We start from the raw sequence: 17,087 nt of genomic DNA on the forward strand, positions 1-17,087 counted from the left end.
GTGACAAACATGACAATGGGGCCAAGATGGCCCCATTTTAATGCGTGCAATGCAGTCCTTATGAAAGCTTAAAGGTCGCAACTTTTGCGCTCAGCGCTTCTGCCTGGCTCTTAACCTCATAAGCGCCTTGAGAGCTCTCATTTGCGCCAAGTACCAGTTGATCCGCCACATCCTTAATCGAAGTGATGTTTTGTGTGATTTCACTGGTAACGTGGGTTTGCTCCTCTGCTGCAGTCGCAATTTGCGTCGCCATATCACTGATCAGTGTTACTGCGGTATTGATTTCGGCAAGGGCATTCGCGGCTCGATCAGCATCAGAAACCGAGTGACCGGCCAGATCGGCGCTACTGCTCATTATCGATACAGCACGCGCTGTGGTCTCTTGCAGTACGGTAATGGTTTTATTGATTTCCTCTGTCGAAGAATGGGTACGTTGAGACAGTACCCTCACTTCGTCCGCAACAACCGCGAAGCCTCGCCCTTGTTCACCCGCTCTCGCGGCTTCTATCGCGGCATTGAGTGCTAACAAGTTAGTTTGCTCGGCAATATCTTGAATCGTCGACAACACGGTTGATATTTCTAAACCATGACGCTCCAACTCTCCCACAACAGCGCTTGCGCTTTGCAGTTCGCTGGCCAACTTGTTAATCGAACCTTTCGTTTGTTCGACCAATTGATGGCCGTTATCCGTGCTCGAGGTCGAGTCTTGAGCTGCTTGCGCTGTGCGCTCTGCGTGCGAGGCGATCTCTTGAGTGGCGCTCGCGAGTTCAGTGACCGCCGTCGCCACCATAGTGATCTCTTGTTGCTGATGATTGATTTCATCAACCGCGCTTTGCGCTCTGCTGGTGCTCAGATCGGACTGCTGGTTAAGCTGGTGTGACTGCTCGCGAATGTGGCCAATTAACTGTTGTAAGCTACCGACAAAGGTATTGAAGTTATGGGCGAGCTTGCCGACCTCATCGTTAGATTCAACATCAATGCGCTGAGTCAGATCGCCACTACCGTTGGCAATTTGCTCCAACGCAGATGAGACATTGTTGAGTGGTCGGAATAAAATATTGCACAGAATGTTGAACAGTAAGATACAGACTACTACTACGATTCCGGTGACCAGCAACTGGCCCCAAACCGCGCTGAACAATGGCGCAACCAAAGACTGACGATCAACCACCACTACGGTTGTTAAGTCGGTACCCTCAATATTTTGGGCATAAATCACTGATTCACGCCCCTTGATATCTGTGTAAATATCTTGGCCACTTGAAGAGGCTTGCTTAACATACGCGCTAGACAAGCCTAATTCGCTCAATGGTTGGTTCAGTAGTTTCGTGTTCTGATGGACAAACACATTGCCTTGCTTATTGGCAATAAACATATACCCATCACCTGGCAAGATCACTTTCTCAATACCACCGACAATGTCAGTGATTTCAACGTCAGCACCTAGCACCACTTGTTGTCCATGCAAGTTAAGTGCTTTGCCCAGTGAGACCACGTTTGCTCCTGTCGCGGCCGCAACTGTCGGATTATCCATAAATACTTTACTTGGCTGCTTCACCGCATTGGTGTACCAGCCCCACTTTCTTGGGTCGTCGTTACCTGGCGGTAATACCACGCCATTTGCGTTATCTTGACTACCATCAGGGTAAGCGAGGAACACATTATCAAATCCCGCAGAATTTTTGACTTGTTGTAGGTGGGTGACAATTGATTCGCGCTTTGAGTCTTGTGACAGCGAGGTCAATGCACGCTCTTTGGAGACAATCCAGTCTGATACATATTGGTTGTAGGAAGCAGTGGTGCTTTGCAAACGTTGCTCTACTTCTACATCAAGTCGATCTAATGCAGCTTGAAAAGACAACCCTTCCACCAATAGTCCCCCGATGACTATGGCAAGGCTCGCTGAAATCGCGAGCTTATTTTTTAACGATAGGTTTTTAAACATATTCTTCAGTTCACTTTAATTTTATTTATGCAATCAATAGTTTGATCTCAGGTATTATATTTTGAGGTCAAAAATAAATCATGATCTGCCTCGAAAGTTAACAAATAAGCTCAATAAGGATAGAAGCCCGTAGCACGTTACGACAGTGAATTATGTGTTTAACTTCATATTAAGCATAACTTTTCAACCTATGCCACATAATCGAAATATCATCATGGCGCGTACTAACGTCTGTGACCAATCACCCCGTACCCAGCAAAATGAACGATGGTTTGTCCATATTTGGCTATCGCGCCGATGATTTAAGCGGGATTAATCAGTGAGATAAATAGCTGGTGTGAGGGAGTGAAATCTACCGAACTCACACAACTAGTGCTTAGTCACAAATTGCAATTAAACACATATTTTTTAAGCAGAATTCTAAAAACCAACTAGGATTATATAAGAAAGGATTTGCTTTTCTATGCGGGTTTATTGTCAGTTCGACAAGTTCAGAGGGGAATTCATTATGAGTATTTTCGACCATTTCCAAGCGCGCTACGAAGCCTCCAAGGACGAGGAGTTATCGCTACAAGATTTTCTAGCGCTGTGTAAAGATGATAAGAGCGCTTATGCTAACGCTGCAGAACGACTGCTTATGGCTATTGGGGAGCCAGAACTCATCGACACAGCGCAAGATCCTCGACTCAGCCGCATTTTCTCTAACCGAGTTATCTCACGCTACGAAACGTTCAAAGATTTCTACGGCATGGAAGAAGCGATTGAGCAAATTGTCTCTTACCTTAAACATGCCGCACAAGGATTAGAAGAGCGCAAACAGATCCTATACTTGCTTGGCCCTGTGGGCGGGGGTAAGTCTTCACTAGCTGAAAAACTGAAAGCGCTCATGCAACAAGTGCCTATTTACGTACTCTCGGCCAATGGCGAACGCAGCCCGGTCAATGATCACCCATTTTGTCTATTTGACGTCAACGAAGACGGCGAGCTACTCAAGCAAGAGTATGGTATTGATAAGCGCTACTTACGCTCGATCATGTCTCCTTGGGCAGCGAAACGTCTGCATGAGTTTGGCGGCGATATCTCCAAATTCAAAGTAGTAAAAGTGCGCCCTTCTATTCTCGATCAACTCGCTATCGCCAAAACCGAGCCGGGTGACGAAAACAACCAAGATATCTCCTCTCTAGTGGGTAAAGTCGATATTCGCCAATTAGAACATTTCTCGCAAAACGACCCTGATGCATACAGTTACTCCGGCGCGTTATGTCGGGCCAACCAAGGTCTAATGGAGTTTGTCGAGATGTTTAAAGCACCCATCAAGGTGCTCCACCCACTATTGACCGCCACTCAGGAGGGTAACTACAACGGTACTGAAGGGTTATCCGCCCTACCCTTTGACGGCATGATCCTCGCTCACTCGAACGAGTCAGAGTGGCAGACGTTCCGTAACAACAAAAACAACGAAGCGTTCCTTGACCGTGTTTACATTGTCAAAGTGCCGTACTGCTTGCGCGTATCTGAAGAGGTCAAGATCTATCAGAAATTGCTTGATCACTCAGAACTATCGAAAGCACCGTGCTCACCTAGCACTCTAGAGTTGTTATCGCAATTTAGTATTCTCTCGCGTCTAAAAGACCCCGATAACTCTTCCATCTTCTCAAAAATGCGTGTCTACGATGGTGAAACGCTTAAAGACACCGATCCAAAAGCCAAAAGCTACCAAGAGTATCGAGACTTTGCTGGTGTCGATGAAGGCATGTCCGGCCTCTCAACACGTTTCGCATTCAAGATTCTTTCGCGCGTATTTAACTTCGATCAAACAGAAGTGGCGGCCAACCCCGTTCACTTATTCTATGTTATCGAGCAACAGATAGAGCGTGAGCAGTTCCCACAAGAAACCGCAGAACGATACCTAGAGTTCTTGAAAGGTTATCTGGTGCCGCGCTATGTCGAATTTATCGGTAAAGAGATTCAAACCGCATACTTAGAATCTTATTCTGAATATGGGCAAAATATCTTCGATCGCTACGTGACCTATGCCGACTTCTGGATTCAGGACCAAGAGTACCGCGATCCTGAAACTGGCCAGTTGTTCGACCGCTCTGCGCTCAACAACGAGTTAGAGAAAATTGAAAAAACTGCAGGTATCAGTAACCCTAAAGACTTCCGTAATGAAATCGTGAACTTTGTGCTTCGTGCACGCGCTAACAACAACGGCACTAACCCCGTTTGGACCAGTTACGAGAAACTACGCACAGTGATCGAGAAGAAAATGTTCTCTAACACTGAAGAGTTATTACCTGTTATCTCGTTCAACACTAAGACCTCTTCCGAGGATCAGAAAAAACACGACGACTTTGTCGCACGTATGATGGAAAAAGGCTACACAGAGAAACAAGTTCGCTTGCTCTCTGAATGGTACTTACGCGTGCGCAAATCTTCTTAGTAGCAGTGTTCAGCCCAAATTCCATCGGCCTTCCACGTGAAGGTCTGATGGGAAGCAGTAACTATGGCAGCCTGTTAAAAGGTATGTGCGAGATAAGGGGTAACTCATGGCGCAATTTATTGACCGACGTCTGAACGGCAAAAATAAGAGCGCGGTTAACCGCCAGCGTTTTTTACGCCGCCACAAAGAGAAGATTAAAGAGTCTGTGGCTGATGCAGTAAATCGCCGTTCAATTACGAACACAGAGACCGGAGAAGACGTCTCTATTCCACACAAAGATATTAATGAGCCGGTTTTTCATCAAGGCAAAGGCGGGCTAAAAGAGCGAGTCCATCCCGGTAACGACCAGTTTACTACCGGTGATAAAATTGAGCGCCCTAAAGGCGGAGGGCAAGGAGGTGGCTCTGGTGAGGGTGACGCGAGTCCAGACGGCGAAGGCCAAGATGAATTCGTTTTCCAAATCTCTAAAGATGAATATCTCGATATCTTGTTCGAAGATTTGGAGCTACCTAATTTAGAAAAGAACCAAATCAACAAGATTACCGAGTGGAAAACCCACCGTGCTGGCTACCAGACCGCGGGGGTACCAGCCAATATTTCTGTGGTTAAATCATTGCAGCAATCACTCGCTCGTCGAACCGCTATGACCGCGGGTAAAAAACGCATGCTGAGAGAGCTCGAACAAGAGCTTGATCGGGTAAAAATGTCCGAGCCTGCGCAGCTTCTTGAAGAGCAGCGCCTACAAGACGAAATCAAAGCATTACGACATAAAATCCAAACCGTTCCCTTTATCGATACATTTGATTTACGCTTTAAAAACTATGAGCGTCGCCCTATCCCATCCAGTCAGGCCGTTATGTTCTGTCTTATGGATGTCTCTGGTTCAATGGATCAAGCGACCAAAGACATCGCTAAGCGTTTCTATGTTCTGCTGTATCTGTTTTTAACACGTACTTATGAAAACGTGGATGTAGTCTTTATTCGCCATCACACCCAAGCGAAGGAAGTCGATGAACATGAATTCTTCTATTCTCAAGAAACCGGCGGAACCATAGTGTCAAGTGCGCTAAAACTAATGCATGAAATCGTCGCAGAGCGCTATCCCACAGGTGAGTGGAATATCTACGCAGCCCAAGCCTCAGACGGTGATAACTGGGCTGACGACTCACCGCGCTGTCGTGAACTACTGACCAAACACTTGCTGCCAAACTGTCAGTACTACTCGTATATCGAGATCACACGCCGTTCGCATCAAACTTTATGGCACGAGTACGAAAAGCTGGAAGGAGAGTTCGCCAACTTTGCGATGAAAAACATTCGCACGGTTGAGGATATTTTCCCTGTATTTAGAGAGCTTTTCAAAAAAGAGCACGCTTAGGGAGGCCATATGACAACGACTAAAGCAAAGAAAAAACCGGCCAAAAGTAAGGCACTTCCTGACGGCCCAGATTGGACATTCGAACTGCTTGAGCGTTATCACGTAGAAATTAAACGCGTCGCAGATCACTACCGCTTAGACAGCTACCCAAACCAAATTGAAGTCATCACGTCCGAACAGATGATGGATGCTTACTCCAGTATCGGTATGCCGATTAACTACAATCACTGGTCATTTGGTAAGAAGTTCATTCAAACGGAACAAGGCTACAAGCACGGTCAGATGGGCCTTGCTTATGAAGTAGTGATCAACTCCGACCCGTGTATTGCGTATCTGATGGAAGAGAACACGGTCACTATGCAAGCACTGGTTATGGCTCACGCATGCTACGGGCACAACTCTTTTTTCAAGGGTAACTACTTATTTCAAACCTGGACCGATGCCAGTTCGATTATCGATTATTTACTCTTCGCCAAGAAATACATTGCTGAGTGCGAGCAAAAGTACGGTGTAAAAGAGGTAGAAGAGCTGCTCGACTCATGTCATGCGCTGATGAATTTTGGGGTCGACCGCTACAAACGACCTGAAAAAATCTCCATTGCCGAAGAGAAACTTCGCCAAGAGGAGCGAGAGAGCTACTTACAGTCCCAAGTTAACGACTTGTGGCGCACGGTGCCCAAATCGAAAGTAGAAGAAGAAAGCCAAAAGATTCGCTTTCCTTCCGAGCCACAGGAAAACATTCTCTACTTTATTGAAAAACACGCCCCGTTACTCGAGTCGTGGCAACGCGAGATTGTGCGTATCGTGCGTAAGATAAGCCAATACTTTTACCCACAAAAGCAAACTCAGGTCATGAATGAGGGGTGGGCAACTTTTTGGCACTACACCATCCTAAATCACCTTTACGATGAAGGCTTAGTAACAGACCGCTTTATATTGGAGTTTCTCCACAGTCATACGAGTGTTGTCGCTCAACCTCCATACAACAGTCCATACTTTAGTGGCATCAACCCCTATGCGTTAGGGTTTGCTATGTTTCAAGATATTCGACGCATTTGTGAAAACCCCACCGAAGAAGACAAAGAGTGGTTTCCGGAGTTGGCAGGGACTGATTGGCTGGACGCGGTCCATTTCGCCATGCAAAACTTCAAAGACGAGAGTTTTATCAGTCAATATTTATCGCCGAAACTTATCCGCGACTTTAAGCTGTTTGCGATTGTCGACGACGACCGGAAAAACTTTATCGAGGTCAGTGCAATTCACGACGACACGGGGTATCGAGCGATTCGTGAAAAGCTCGCCGCGCAATACAACCTAAGCAACCTAGAGCCCAACATACAGGTGTATAACGTCGATGTGCGCGGGGACCGTTCACTGACATTACAATACGTTCCTCATGATCGTATTCCATTAGACGATAGCTATGAGGAGGTATTGAAGCACCTCTATCGCTTGTGGGGTTTTGATGTTGTCCTTGAGGAAGTTAAAGAGAGTGGACGGCGCGAAATCTTGGCAGCGTGTCCAAAACGCAATGATTACGACGCTAAAATCTAACCCAGAAACAATAAGGCCCTTGTTAGGGCCTTATTTTATGGTCATCGGTTAGCAATGATTTGTCTCACAACCTCTAGGTCATGAGGCGTATCGACTCCCGCGGCAGGCGCTTGTTTAGCGACAGCGACATGAATTTTTTCACCATGCCACAACACTCGAAGTTGTTCTAAGCATTCAATTTTCTCTAATGCTGTAGGCTGCCAGTTAATGTAGGTATTAATAAAACCTGCCCGATAGGCATAAATACCGATATGGCGCATCAAAGGTTGGGCGATGAGCTTTGGCTCTCCCGCGAACTGATCGCGATCCCAAGGAATCGTCGCGCGACTAAAATAGAGAGCGTAACCGTCTTTATCGGTGACCACTTTGACCGCATTCGGGTTAAACACTTCAGCTTCGTCATTAATTTCCACGGCAAGCGTTGCCATAGGAGCATCGCTGTCGGCCAGGTTGTCCGCTACTTGTTTGATGATACTCGGAGGGATTAACGGCTCGTCTCCTTGAACATTGACGATTATATGTTCATCAGGAATCGACATCTTATCCACCACCTCCGCCAAGCGTTCCGTGCCTGATTGATGATCCGGTGACGTCATACAGACCTCGCCATTAAACGCCTTCACCACTTGCTCGACACGCTGATCATCAGTGGCAATAATCACTTTTTCGGCGCCAGCTTGAATCGCTTGCTGGTAAACCCATTGAATCATGGGTTTACCAGCGATATCCGCCAACGGTTTGCCTGGAAGGCGAGTAGACTGGTAACGCGCGGGAATCACAACAGTAAATGACATTATCTGCCCTCGTCCATGTTCATTTTGCGCGCTTCTGGTTCGAGGAGAACAGGAATGCCCTCTTTAATCGGGTAGGCAAGACGGTCAAATTTACACACAAGCTCTTGCTTCTCTTTATCAAATGCGAGTTTACCTTTACACACTGGACAGGCAACAATCTCAAGCAGACGGTGATCCATACTTTTCCTTAACCTCTTTAATTATATTTAGAATATGCGTTTGGTCTTGTTGCCCAAATGAGGCACTAACCGGTAAAAACCACCAATTCTGTTTGGCGTCATCCGCACATTTTACGGCATCTTTTTCGGTCATGATCAAATGCTGCCCTTTTTGGGCTAACTCATCTAATCGCGATACTTGAATCTCTTCATGATCAGCAAAGCCTTGTGCATGAACGAGTTTGGCACCCAGCTGTTCTAATGTATGAAAAAATCTTGGTGGATGACCAATGCCTGCAATCGCCACTAGGCCATCGAGCTCTGTCACATCAACCTGCTCACCCGTTAGAAGATTTACTGCGAGTTGCGGCTCTAACGTCATCGCTAGCTCTCCAGCATGGGCATCTCCGCCATTGGTAATGATCAAGTCGACTTCATTCAATCGCTGCACTGACTCACGCAACGGCCCCATTGGCAGTAAGGCCTGGTTACCAAAACGACGTATACCATCTACTACGACGATTTCTATATCACGTTGCAGCGCGTAATGTTGCAGTCCGTCATCGGTAATGATGATATCGACTCCAAGTGGCAACAAGGCTTTAACCGCATCACTTCGGACCGGGGAAACAGCCACAGGCACACCTGTTCGTCTATGGATCAGTTTCGGTTCGTCTCCACAATGCTTGGTTGATGTTGTCGATTCAACCAATAGCGGGTAGCTCGGCGCTTTAGCACCATAACCACGAGAGACCACCCCAGGCTGGTAACCAAGCTGTTGCAACTGTTCGACTAACCAGATAACGACAGGGGTTTTACCGTTTCCTCCCGCGGTGATATTCCCGACCACAATAACAGGCACTGGCGCGCGATAACTACGCTTCTTACCACTTTGGTACTCATAGCGGCGTTTAGTGCTGATGAAAGAAAATAGCTTGCTGAGTGGCCACAAAAGCGGCCACAACAAATATTTCACCGGGTGCGCAGAAAACCAGACTTTGTCAATCAAGGTTAAGCCCCAAACTGGATACGGTGCAACTGTGCATACGCACCACCTTGCTCGATTAACGTCGGGTGGTCACCGCGCTCGACAATTTCACCTTCATCAACGACCAAGATTTCATCGGCATTTTCAATCGTGGACAGACGGTGAGCAATCACCAATACTGTTTTGTTCTTTTGCAGTTCATCAAGCGCCGCCTGAATCGCTTTCTCTGACTCAGTATCAAGCGCTGATGTTGCCTCATCAAGAATCAGCACTGGTGCATCACGTAACAGGGCACGAGCAATCGCAATACGTTGACGCTGACCTCCCGAGAGACTAGCACCATTTTCACCAATCACAGTATCTAAACCATCGTCCATCGCTTCAATAAAGTCCATCGCGTAAGCTAGCCTCGCTGCGTGTTCGATTTGCTCTCGACTGTACTTATCGGTTGCCGCATAGGCGATGTTGTTGGCTATAGTATCGTTAAACAAGTGAACATTTTGCGATACCAAAGCAAAGTGCGAGCGTAGATTACTTAACTTGTAGTCACGAATATCGTGGCCATCGAGACAAATCGTTCCAGCATCCACATCATAAAAACGGGTGAACAGGTTAGCGATGGTACTCTTGCCCGAACCTGAACGCCCGACTAAGGCAACTGTTTTCCCCTGTGGGATGGTAAAGCTAACATTGCTAAGCGCTGGCTTCTCTTTACCCGCGTAAGTGAAGGTGACCTCTTTCACTTCGATATCACCACGGGCTTTTTCGACTTCATATTGGCCCGTATCGCGTTCAGTTTCTAAATCCATCAGAGCAAACAAGGTTTGGCTTGCAGCCATACCGCGCTGAAAATCTGACGTCACGTTGGTTAAGGCTTTGAGCGGTCGCATTAAACCAAACATCGCAGAAAACACCACGGTGAAGGTGCCGGGTGTCAACTCTGAGCGAATGGAATCGACACTGGCTAAGAATAGAACCACAACCAAAGCGATAGAAGCAATCAGTTGAATTACCGGATTAGCGATTGCTTGTGCGGCGACCAGCTTCATCGACTGCTGACGCATCTTGTTGCTCACCACATCGAAGCGCTCACTCTCAATCCGCTGACCGCCATAACTCAATACCACTTTATGGCCTTTAAGCATCTGCTCTGCCGATGAGGTGACGTGGCCCATCGCGTCTTGCATGTTTTTAGAGATTTTACGAAAGCGTTTTGAGACAACACCAATACCCCAGGCAACCAGAGGAGCGACAACAAATAAAACCAATGACAGTTCCCAACTGTTCCAAAACATGAGAACAAGTAGACCGATAATACTGGCACCTTCGCGAACTATGCTCACTAACGCTCGACTGGTTGCGCCAGCAACTTGCTCTGAGTCATAAGTAATTCGAGACAACAGACCGCCCGCTGACTCTTTGTCGAAGTAGGCCACAGGCATCTGCATAAACTGGTTAAAGATGGAACGACGCATTTCCATAACCACATTGCCCGAGACCCAGCTCAAACAGTAAGTGGAAATAAAACCACTTAAGCCTCGCACCGCCATCATGCCAAAAATAATAAACGGCAGGATTCGCAAAAAGTTGGATTCAGTATCACCAAATCCTTCATCAAGGAGCGGTTTAAGTAAAGAAACCATGTAAGTATCGGCCATCGCATTGACAATCAATGCAACAACCGCAACCGCCAGACCTGCTTTGTATAAACGAATATAAGTCCATAATCGTTTAAAGGTTTGCCAGGTTGTTTCGTCTTGATTCAGAGACATAGAAGTGCTTATTTTTCTTTTGCAATAATCCGCCTATTCTACTCCCTTACGCAGCATCTGCCTATACCAAGTCGCCCCTTTCCTTCCCCTTAACGTGGTGTAGTGATAGCCATCAGAATAGAAATTAACCGTTATCTGGCCTTGACTGCCGCTATCGAGCCATTGAGCGCCAGATTGACGATATCGGTCAACAACTTCAGGATGAGGTAGCCTCCAACGCCCCTCTTTTTCAGTCGAGGCTAGTGCTAGAGTTGGCTTGATGCGCTGAATAAACAGAGGGAGTGACGAAGTTCGACTGCCATGATGCGGTACGGTCATGATGTCGGCCTCTAGACCTTCGGGGCTTCTCATCAGTAACCATTCTGCAATCGTTTCAATGTCGCCAGTGAGCAGTACCGCCAGATCAAGCTGTGGATCATAAACACGTATCACGCACGAATGGGGGTTGAAGGCACGAGTCACCAGTTTAGGAGGCCAAACGACCTTTAAGCTGAGAGCTCCCCAACGCCACATCGCTCCCGCGACACAAGCACGATTTCCGACACCTTGTTGACTGGTTACAGTATTGCTAGGTTGCCACCGCCTGTTTAAGTCATCCCACCCACCAGCGTGGTCATTGTCCATATGACTGGCAATTAGCCAGTCTACTTGGTCTATACCGTGTTTGATCAAATACGGAGTAAGAATTTGCTCGGCAATACTTCCTGTGTCCCACCCAGCGCCCGTGTCGTAGATAAGCGCACGTGAATCTTGACGAACAATCACAGCCAACCCATGGCCGACATCTAACATATCCAGAACCCAACTTGGCTTTGTACGCCAAGAATCGCTGAGCGACATAGCAATCAAAACCGCAAACAGAATAGCCAAGCGAGAGAACAACAGGCACATTGCGAGAGCAATCATCACCACCAGTAACACGTACAACTGCTGATGCGAAACTGACCACCAACCCCAAGCGGAGTTTTGCAGTGCCCAATCGAGCGGAGCCAATAACGCGTCGGTCACCCCCCATAACACGTCAGCGCCTCCGAACAATAGAGTCATACACATGGCAACGAACAAGCATGGAATAACAACCCAGCTAAACCAAGGCACCATCAACAGATTGTTGCCCAACGCCGCTGCACTTACCCCGTAAAAAAGCCAGCCAACCAAAGGTGCCATCGCTACGACTATTACCAACTGAGTCAGTAATGCTTTTACCGCCCAATGCCAGTCGCGTGGACATAGAGCAACACACAGCATCACACAAGCCACCGCATACATAGACATCCACAAACTGGCACTCACGACCGAAAAAGGCGCAACAAACAAAAGTAGTGACAATACGATGAGCCACTTTAAGGGGAACGGAAGATGCCCACCGCGCAGTTGAACAATGCACAGCAGCACACACATCAAACGCGCTCGCTGAGTCGGAATCAAAAAGCCTGCTAACCATGCATAGAGTGCAGCTAACCCAAGCCCAAGCAACACAGGCAACCATGACAGCCTCGGGAAAACTAGCATCAGCGTTAGACCAAGTATCCACCCTATAGAGAACGCAATGCCAATGTGTAATCCAGAAATCGCCACTAGGTGGCTGAGTCCACTCTGTTGCAGTTGTTGCCACGTGGGCGAGGAAATATCCTCCCTAAGACCAAACAGCAGGGCTTTAATGACAGCTGCATGCTCGATATTGCTCGTGGCTTTGTCGATAGTCTCTATCCATTGATTTCTTGTTCGAGCGTCACTCACCACATAATAACTTTGACTCGCCTTTATCGAAGCGCGTCCAACGACACCTCTCACTAACGCATGCTGCTCAGCGTCAAACCCCACTTCATTCAACTTGGCGACTATCGGGCGTAGACGCACAGTAGCCGAAACACGTTGACCAGGTTGCAACCGAGAAGGCGAAGAGAGAGTCACTTTTGGTCGCTCTAATCTGGTTAAAGCTTGGCCGTTAATTGATCTAACTATAACTATGCCCTGAAAGCCGTATTTTATTGGCGTAAAAAAGCTGTCAACCTCGGCAATTATGCTAATATCGCTTCCTGCTTGGAAAAGTGTTTCGCTTTGCAGCCGCATCCAGTTACCGTGCGCCAAAGTCACAACACACGCTAAAGCTAAACCAACAAAAACTCTTACTCTCCTATACTTAATCGTTATCACTAAAACTAGAGTGGCAATAAATAAGTAATCCCACCCTGGCATAATGGGCCAGAGCGGGCTGGATAGAACCAGAAACGAGAACGAGATTAGCGTCCAATAATGTAAGTAGAGAGTCATATTCCCTTATGCCAAGAAAATTCATTAAGCGCTTTATGCCTGACCACGAACTTATTAAGCGTCAAAAGGCACTAAAGATTTTTGGCAATGTGCTATACAACCCAAACCTATGGTGCTTGAACCGACGCTCTGCCGCTGGTGCTTTCGCTGTTGGGCTCTTTATGGCTTTCGTTCCACTACCGAGTCAGATGATCATGTCTGCGGGTCTCGCCATCGCATGCGGGGTAAACTTACCTTTGTCGGTGGCTCTGGTGTGGGTCAGTAACCCTGTCACTATGCCGGTGCTTTTCTACTTTGCTTATAAAGTGGGCGCTTGGGCGATGCACGTCCCGCCGCAACATTTTCACTTTGAGTTATCGTGGGAGTTTCTTCTGCATCAGATGAGCACCATAGGACCACCCTTCCTTTTGGGCTGTCTGATATGTGGCCTTGCTTCCGCTATGCTGGGTTACTTCGGCATCAAAGCACTTTGGCGCTACTCTGTGGTAAGAAGTTGGCAGAAACGTCAAATCAGAATAAGAAACCTACTGAAGAAATAAATACCGCCGAGATCGAGTTTCGATCAGCTCGTTTAATCAATGAATACGTGATGTACTCAAAGAATGAAAAAAGGACCACTGAGGTCCTTTTTTGCTTTTGACTATTATTTTGCGCTCAGAACCGACGCAGGATTGAGTTTGCTCGCTCTCGATGCGGGATACCAGGTGGCTAACAAGCTTAAGACAACCGCAGTACTTGACACCATCATTACGTCAATAATATTGACTTGCGAGGGTAAAAAGTCGACAAAGTAGATATCTCCAGACAGAAACTGATGGCCCACTAACTGCTCAAGCGCGGCGACCATTGGCGTTAAGTTAAGCGCCATCAACACGCCGACAATACTGCCAGCGACACTGCCCAACACGCCGGAGAAAACACCTTGCCAGACAAAAATCCGTTTGACCAACCCGTCGCTGGCCCCCATGGTTCTTAAAATAGCGATTTCCGCAGCTCGGTCTTTCACCGCCATCATCAAGGTGGAGACGATATTAAAACTCGCCACACCAATCACCAACACCATGACGAGATACATAATGGTACGGACCAACTGAATGTCGCGATATAAAAAGCCATATTTCTGTTGCCAACTGCGCAAATAAACGTAAACGTTGAGTGTGTTGCCCACTTCACGCACGATCTGCGTTGCAGATAAGACATCACTGACCTTAACCGCGACCCCCGTCACCCCTTCGCCCATTTTGGTATAAGCTTGCGCATCCGCGAGCGGAACCAATGCAAGGTTGTGATCAATCTGTCCATTTAGGGTGAGAAGCCCAGCAACTTTGACTCGCACTCGTCTTGGCGCTTGGACTTTGGTCGTTGCACCCCGGGTTGGGATCATCAAAGTCAGATAGTCGCCGGGTTCAACATTGAGAAGGTTCGCGACCCCCTTGCCCAAAATCACTTGTTGCTGACCAGACTGGAACTGAGCCCAAACTTGCGGGTCGATAAATTCACGCAAACTCGACACTCGGCTTTCTGCGTCTCGGCGAATACCTCTGACTTCGAGCGCTTTGAGCTTCATCCCTTTTTCAGCCAAAGCGGTAAACTTGATAAATGGCGCCGCAGCTTGAATGTTCGGATGCGTTTCCACCTGCTCTACCACAGATTGCCACTCCAGCAAGGGGCCTCGCACGCCTTCAAATTCCCCGTGTGAAATCACAGACAACACTCGATTGTTAAGTTCACGCTCAAAACCATTCATAGCAGAAAGGCCGATGATGATCACAGCAACGCCAACGGCAATACCGATTGTCGACGAGAGAGAAATAAACGAAACCATTTTATTGCGCTGCTTGGCGCGGCTAAAACGACCGCCAATAAGTAGCGATAACGATGACAACATTTATCGCCCCTCTACGTTAACTAACAAACCATCTTGCATGTGCAACTGACGGTCCATCTTGGCTGCGAGCTCGCCATCGTGGGTCACGACTAAGAAAGCCGTTTGCGACTCTTGATTGAGCTCACGCATCAGGTCATAAATTGCCAGAGCCGTCGCATGATCTAAGTTTCCCGTTGGCTCATCGGCTAGCACCAAATCTGGACTGTTCACCAGCGCACGCGCTATCGCAACCCGCTGGCGTTCCCCCCCGGATAACTCAGAAGGACGATGTTCAAGGCGGTGGCTAAGACCAACCTTGGCTAGCAACTTGCTTGCCGCTTCTTTGGCCGCTTTCACTTTGGTACCACCGATCAAAAGGGGCATCGCAACATTCTCTATCGCGCTAAAATCCGCCAGTAAGTGATGAAACTGATAAACGAAACCAAGATGTTGATTACGTAACTTAGCTTGATGGTTCGAGCTAAGTTTGGATAAATCATGCCCCAAGAATGTCACGTTGCCTTCGCTGGCATCGTCGAGCGCGCCCAGAATGTGCAACAGCGTGCTCTTGCCTGACCCCGAGGTTCCAATAATTGAAGCCAGCTCAGCGCGCTGCAGTTCAAAGCTCACTCCCTTAAGCACTTGAGTATCAAAAGCACCTTCACGGTAAGTTTTACATACATTGTGACACTGGAGAAGGTTACTCATATCTTAAAGCCTCAGCTGGTTTAACGGTGGACGCACGGTAAGAAGGAAATAATGTGGCCGCTAGACTTAACACAATCGCCAACAACACCACCACAGTGATTTGCATTGGGTTGATCATAATTGGCAGCTCGCCGCCCACAGAAAATAGCACCACACCCACGCTTTCTAGTACGGCATTGAGATTATTGGCCAGTATCACTCCAAGGCTACCGCCAATCAGTGCGCCAATCACACCACTGCTAGCACCTTGAACCATAAAAATCGCGAGCACTTGTCTGTCACTCATCCCTTGGGTTTTCAGAATCGCCACCTCAGATTGCTTTTCCATCACCACCATAATTAGGGCAGAGATAATATTAAAAGCCGCAACACCAATGATCAGACCAAGCATCAAGCCCATCATATTCTTTTCCATACGAACGGCTTGAAATAGTTCACCACGCTGTTCGCGCCAATCCTGCCATTGCCAACCTTGCGGCAAAAGCTGGCTGCTGAGCTCACCAACCACAAACGGGTCATCGAAAAACAGTCGCCAACCACTGATTTGGCCTGATTTCATACGCATCAGTTTTCCTGCATCGTCAATATGAGTGAGCATTAACTGTCCATCCACATCTGAGCCGGTATTGTAAATGCCCGCCACGGTAAACAGACGCTGGCTCGGTATTCTGCCTAAGGGAGTAAACTGGCTAGCACTGGTCACCATCAAACGTACCTTGTCACCCAACGACACATCCATTGCGCGCGCCAAAGTATGACCGATAAACAGTTGATATTGACCCGGCTGAAGACTGGATAAACGACCGGCTATCAGGTGCGCTTCGATGGGGTCATTTTCAATGGGTGAGATTCCGAGCAGTAAACCCGCGCTCAACTGACTCGGGCTTTGAATAATAGCTTCACTCGTTACGATAGGTTTTGGCACACCGCCGTTGGAAAGCTGAGTAATAAAACTGGGCGCTTGTGCTTGAAACTCAGTATGACCCGATTGCTGCGAGATCATCGCCTGGGGTAACACACCAAGAATGCGCCCTTTGAGCTGGGCTTCGAAACCATTCATGACCGATAGCACCGTCACCAACGACATCACACCGATAGTAATACCCGCGGTTGACATGTAAGAGACAAAACGACTGAATCTATCACCGGACCGCCCGCGGAGATAGCGCAGGCCAATAAAGGTGGAGACAGGATGAAACATAGTGG

13 protein-coding genes are annotated in these 17,087 nt (G+C 47.7%); 4 read left to right on the top strand and 9 right to left on the bottom strand.

The window, feature by feature from the left end:
- Nucleotides 1–58 precede the first annotated feature (58 nt).
- Complete coding sequence (locus FCU94_RS08385; protein WP_176288084.1) at nucleotides 59–1,945, bottom strand: methyl-accepting chemotaxis protein; 1,887 nt, start codon at nucleotides 1,943–1,945, stop codon at nucleotides 59–61.
- Between the two features lie 508 nt (nucleotides 1,946–2,453).
- Here FCU94_RS08385 and FCU94_RS08390 point away from each other — a divergent pair.
- The 3 genes from FCU94_RS08390 (at nucleotide 2,454) to FCU94_RS08400 (ending at nucleotide 7,320) form a co-directional block, all read left to right on the top strand.
- Nucleotides 2,454–4,388, top strand: a complete 1,935-nt coding sequence (locus FCU94_RS08390) for a PrkA family serine protein kinase (RefSeq protein WP_176288085.1) — start codon at nucleotides 2,454–2,456, stop codon at nucleotides 4,386–4,388.
- A gap of 106 nt (nucleotides 4,389–4,494) precedes the next feature.
- Entirely contained in the window at nucleotides 4,495–5,766 is a 1,272-nt protein-coding gene (locus FCU94_RS08395; RefSeq protein ID WP_176288086.1) for a YeaH/YhbH family protein, read from the top strand.
- Between the two features lie 9 nt (nucleotides 5,767–5,775).
- The gene (locus FCU94_RS08400; RefSeq protein WP_176288087.1) at nucleotides 5,776–7,320 is read left to right on the top strand and encodes a SpoVR family protein; all 1,545 of its coding nucleotides are present in this window, start codon (nucleotides 5,776–5,778) and stop codon (nucleotides 7,318–7,320) included.
- A 41-nt stretch (nucleotides 7,321–7,361) separates the two neighbouring features.
- Here the strand turns inward: FCU94_RS08400 and kdsB are convergent, their stop codons facing one another.
- Genes kdsB through FCU94_RS08425 form a run of 5 tightly spaced genes read right to left on the bottom strand, consistent with a single transcriptional unit; the run spans nucleotide 7,362 to nucleotide 12,946 of the window.
- A complete protein-coding gene (kdsB, locus tag FCU94_RS08405; protein ID WP_176288088.1) occupies nucleotides 7,362–8,114 on the bottom strand; it encodes a 3-deoxy-manno-octulosonate cytidylyltransferase in 753 nt (250 codons plus the stop codon).
- A complete protein-coding gene (locus FCU94_RS08410) occupies nucleotides 8,114–8,293 on the bottom strand; it encodes a Trm112 family protein (RefSeq protein ID WP_176288089.1) in 180 nt (59 codons plus the stop codon). The genes kdsB and FCU94_RS08410 overlap by 1 nt, the downstream gene beginning before the upstream one ends.
- Nucleotides 8,274–9,281: a tetraacyldisaccharide 4'-kinase gene (lpxK, locus tag FCU94_RS08415; protein ID WP_176288090.1), complete on the bottom strand. Its 1,008-nt coding sequence runs from the start codon at nucleotides 9,279–9,281 to the stop codon at nucleotides 8,274–8,276. The genes FCU94_RS08410 and lpxK overlap by 20 nt, the downstream gene beginning before the upstream one ends.
- A gap of 2 nt (nucleotides 9,282–9,283) precedes the next feature.
- The gene (gene msbA, locus FCU94_RS08420; protein WP_176288091.1) at nucleotides 9,284–11,032 is read right to left on the bottom strand and encodes a lipid A ABC transporter ATP-binding protein/permease MsbA; all 1,749 of its coding nucleotides are present in this window, start codon (nucleotides 11,030–11,032) and stop codon (nucleotides 9,284–9,286) included.
- Nucleotides 11,033–11,065: 33 nt separating this feature from the next.
- Complete coding sequence (locus FCU94_RS08425) at nucleotides 11,066–12,946, bottom strand: DNA internalization-related competence protein ComEC/Rec2 (RefSeq protein WP_369597238.1); 1,881 nt, start codon at nucleotides 12,944–12,946, stop codon at nucleotides 11,066–11,068.
- A 368-nt stretch (nucleotides 12,947–13,314) separates the two neighbouring features.
- Between FCU94_RS08425 and FCU94_RS08430 the strand changes: the two genes are divergently transcribed.
- Nucleotides 13,315–13,845, top strand: coding sequence for a DUF2062 domain-containing protein (locus tag FCU94_RS08430; protein ID WP_176288093.1), 531 nt, complete (start codon nucleotides 13,315–13,317; stop codon nucleotides 13,843–13,845).
- A 104-nt stretch (nucleotides 13,846–13,949) separates the two neighbouring features.
- Here the strand turns inward: FCU94_RS08430 and lolE are convergent, their stop codons facing one another.
- The 3 genes from lolE to lolC are packed head-to-tail and all read right to left on the bottom strand — an operon-like array spanning nucleotide 13,950 to nucleotide 17,082.
- The gene (gene lolE / locus FCU94_RS08435) at nucleotides 13,950–15,194 is read right to left on the bottom strand and encodes a lipoprotein-releasing ABC transporter permease subunit LolE (protein ID WP_176288094.1); all 1,245 of its coding nucleotides are present in this window, start codon (nucleotides 15,192–15,194) and stop codon (nucleotides 13,950–13,952) included.
- Entirely contained in the window at nucleotides 15,195–15,881 is a 687-nt protein-coding gene (lolD, locus tag FCU94_RS08440; RefSeq protein WP_176288095.1) for a lipoprotein-releasing ABC transporter ATP-binding protein LolD, read from the bottom strand.
- Complete coding sequence (lolC, locus tag FCU94_RS08445) at nucleotides 15,874–17,082, bottom strand: lipoprotein-releasing ABC transporter permease subunit LolC (RefSeq protein WP_176288096.1); 1,209 nt, start codon at nucleotides 17,080–17,082, stop codon at nucleotides 15,874–15,876. The genes lolD and lolC overlap by 8 nt, the downstream gene beginning before the upstream one ends.
- Nucleotides 17,083–17,087: the final 5 nt, after the last annotated feature.

Origin of the sequence: Vibrio sp. JPW-9-11-11 (assembly GCF_013369335.1) — a bacterium.
Classification (GTDB): Bacteria; Pseudomonadota; Gammaproteobacteria; order Enterobacterales; family Vibrionaceae; genus Vibrio.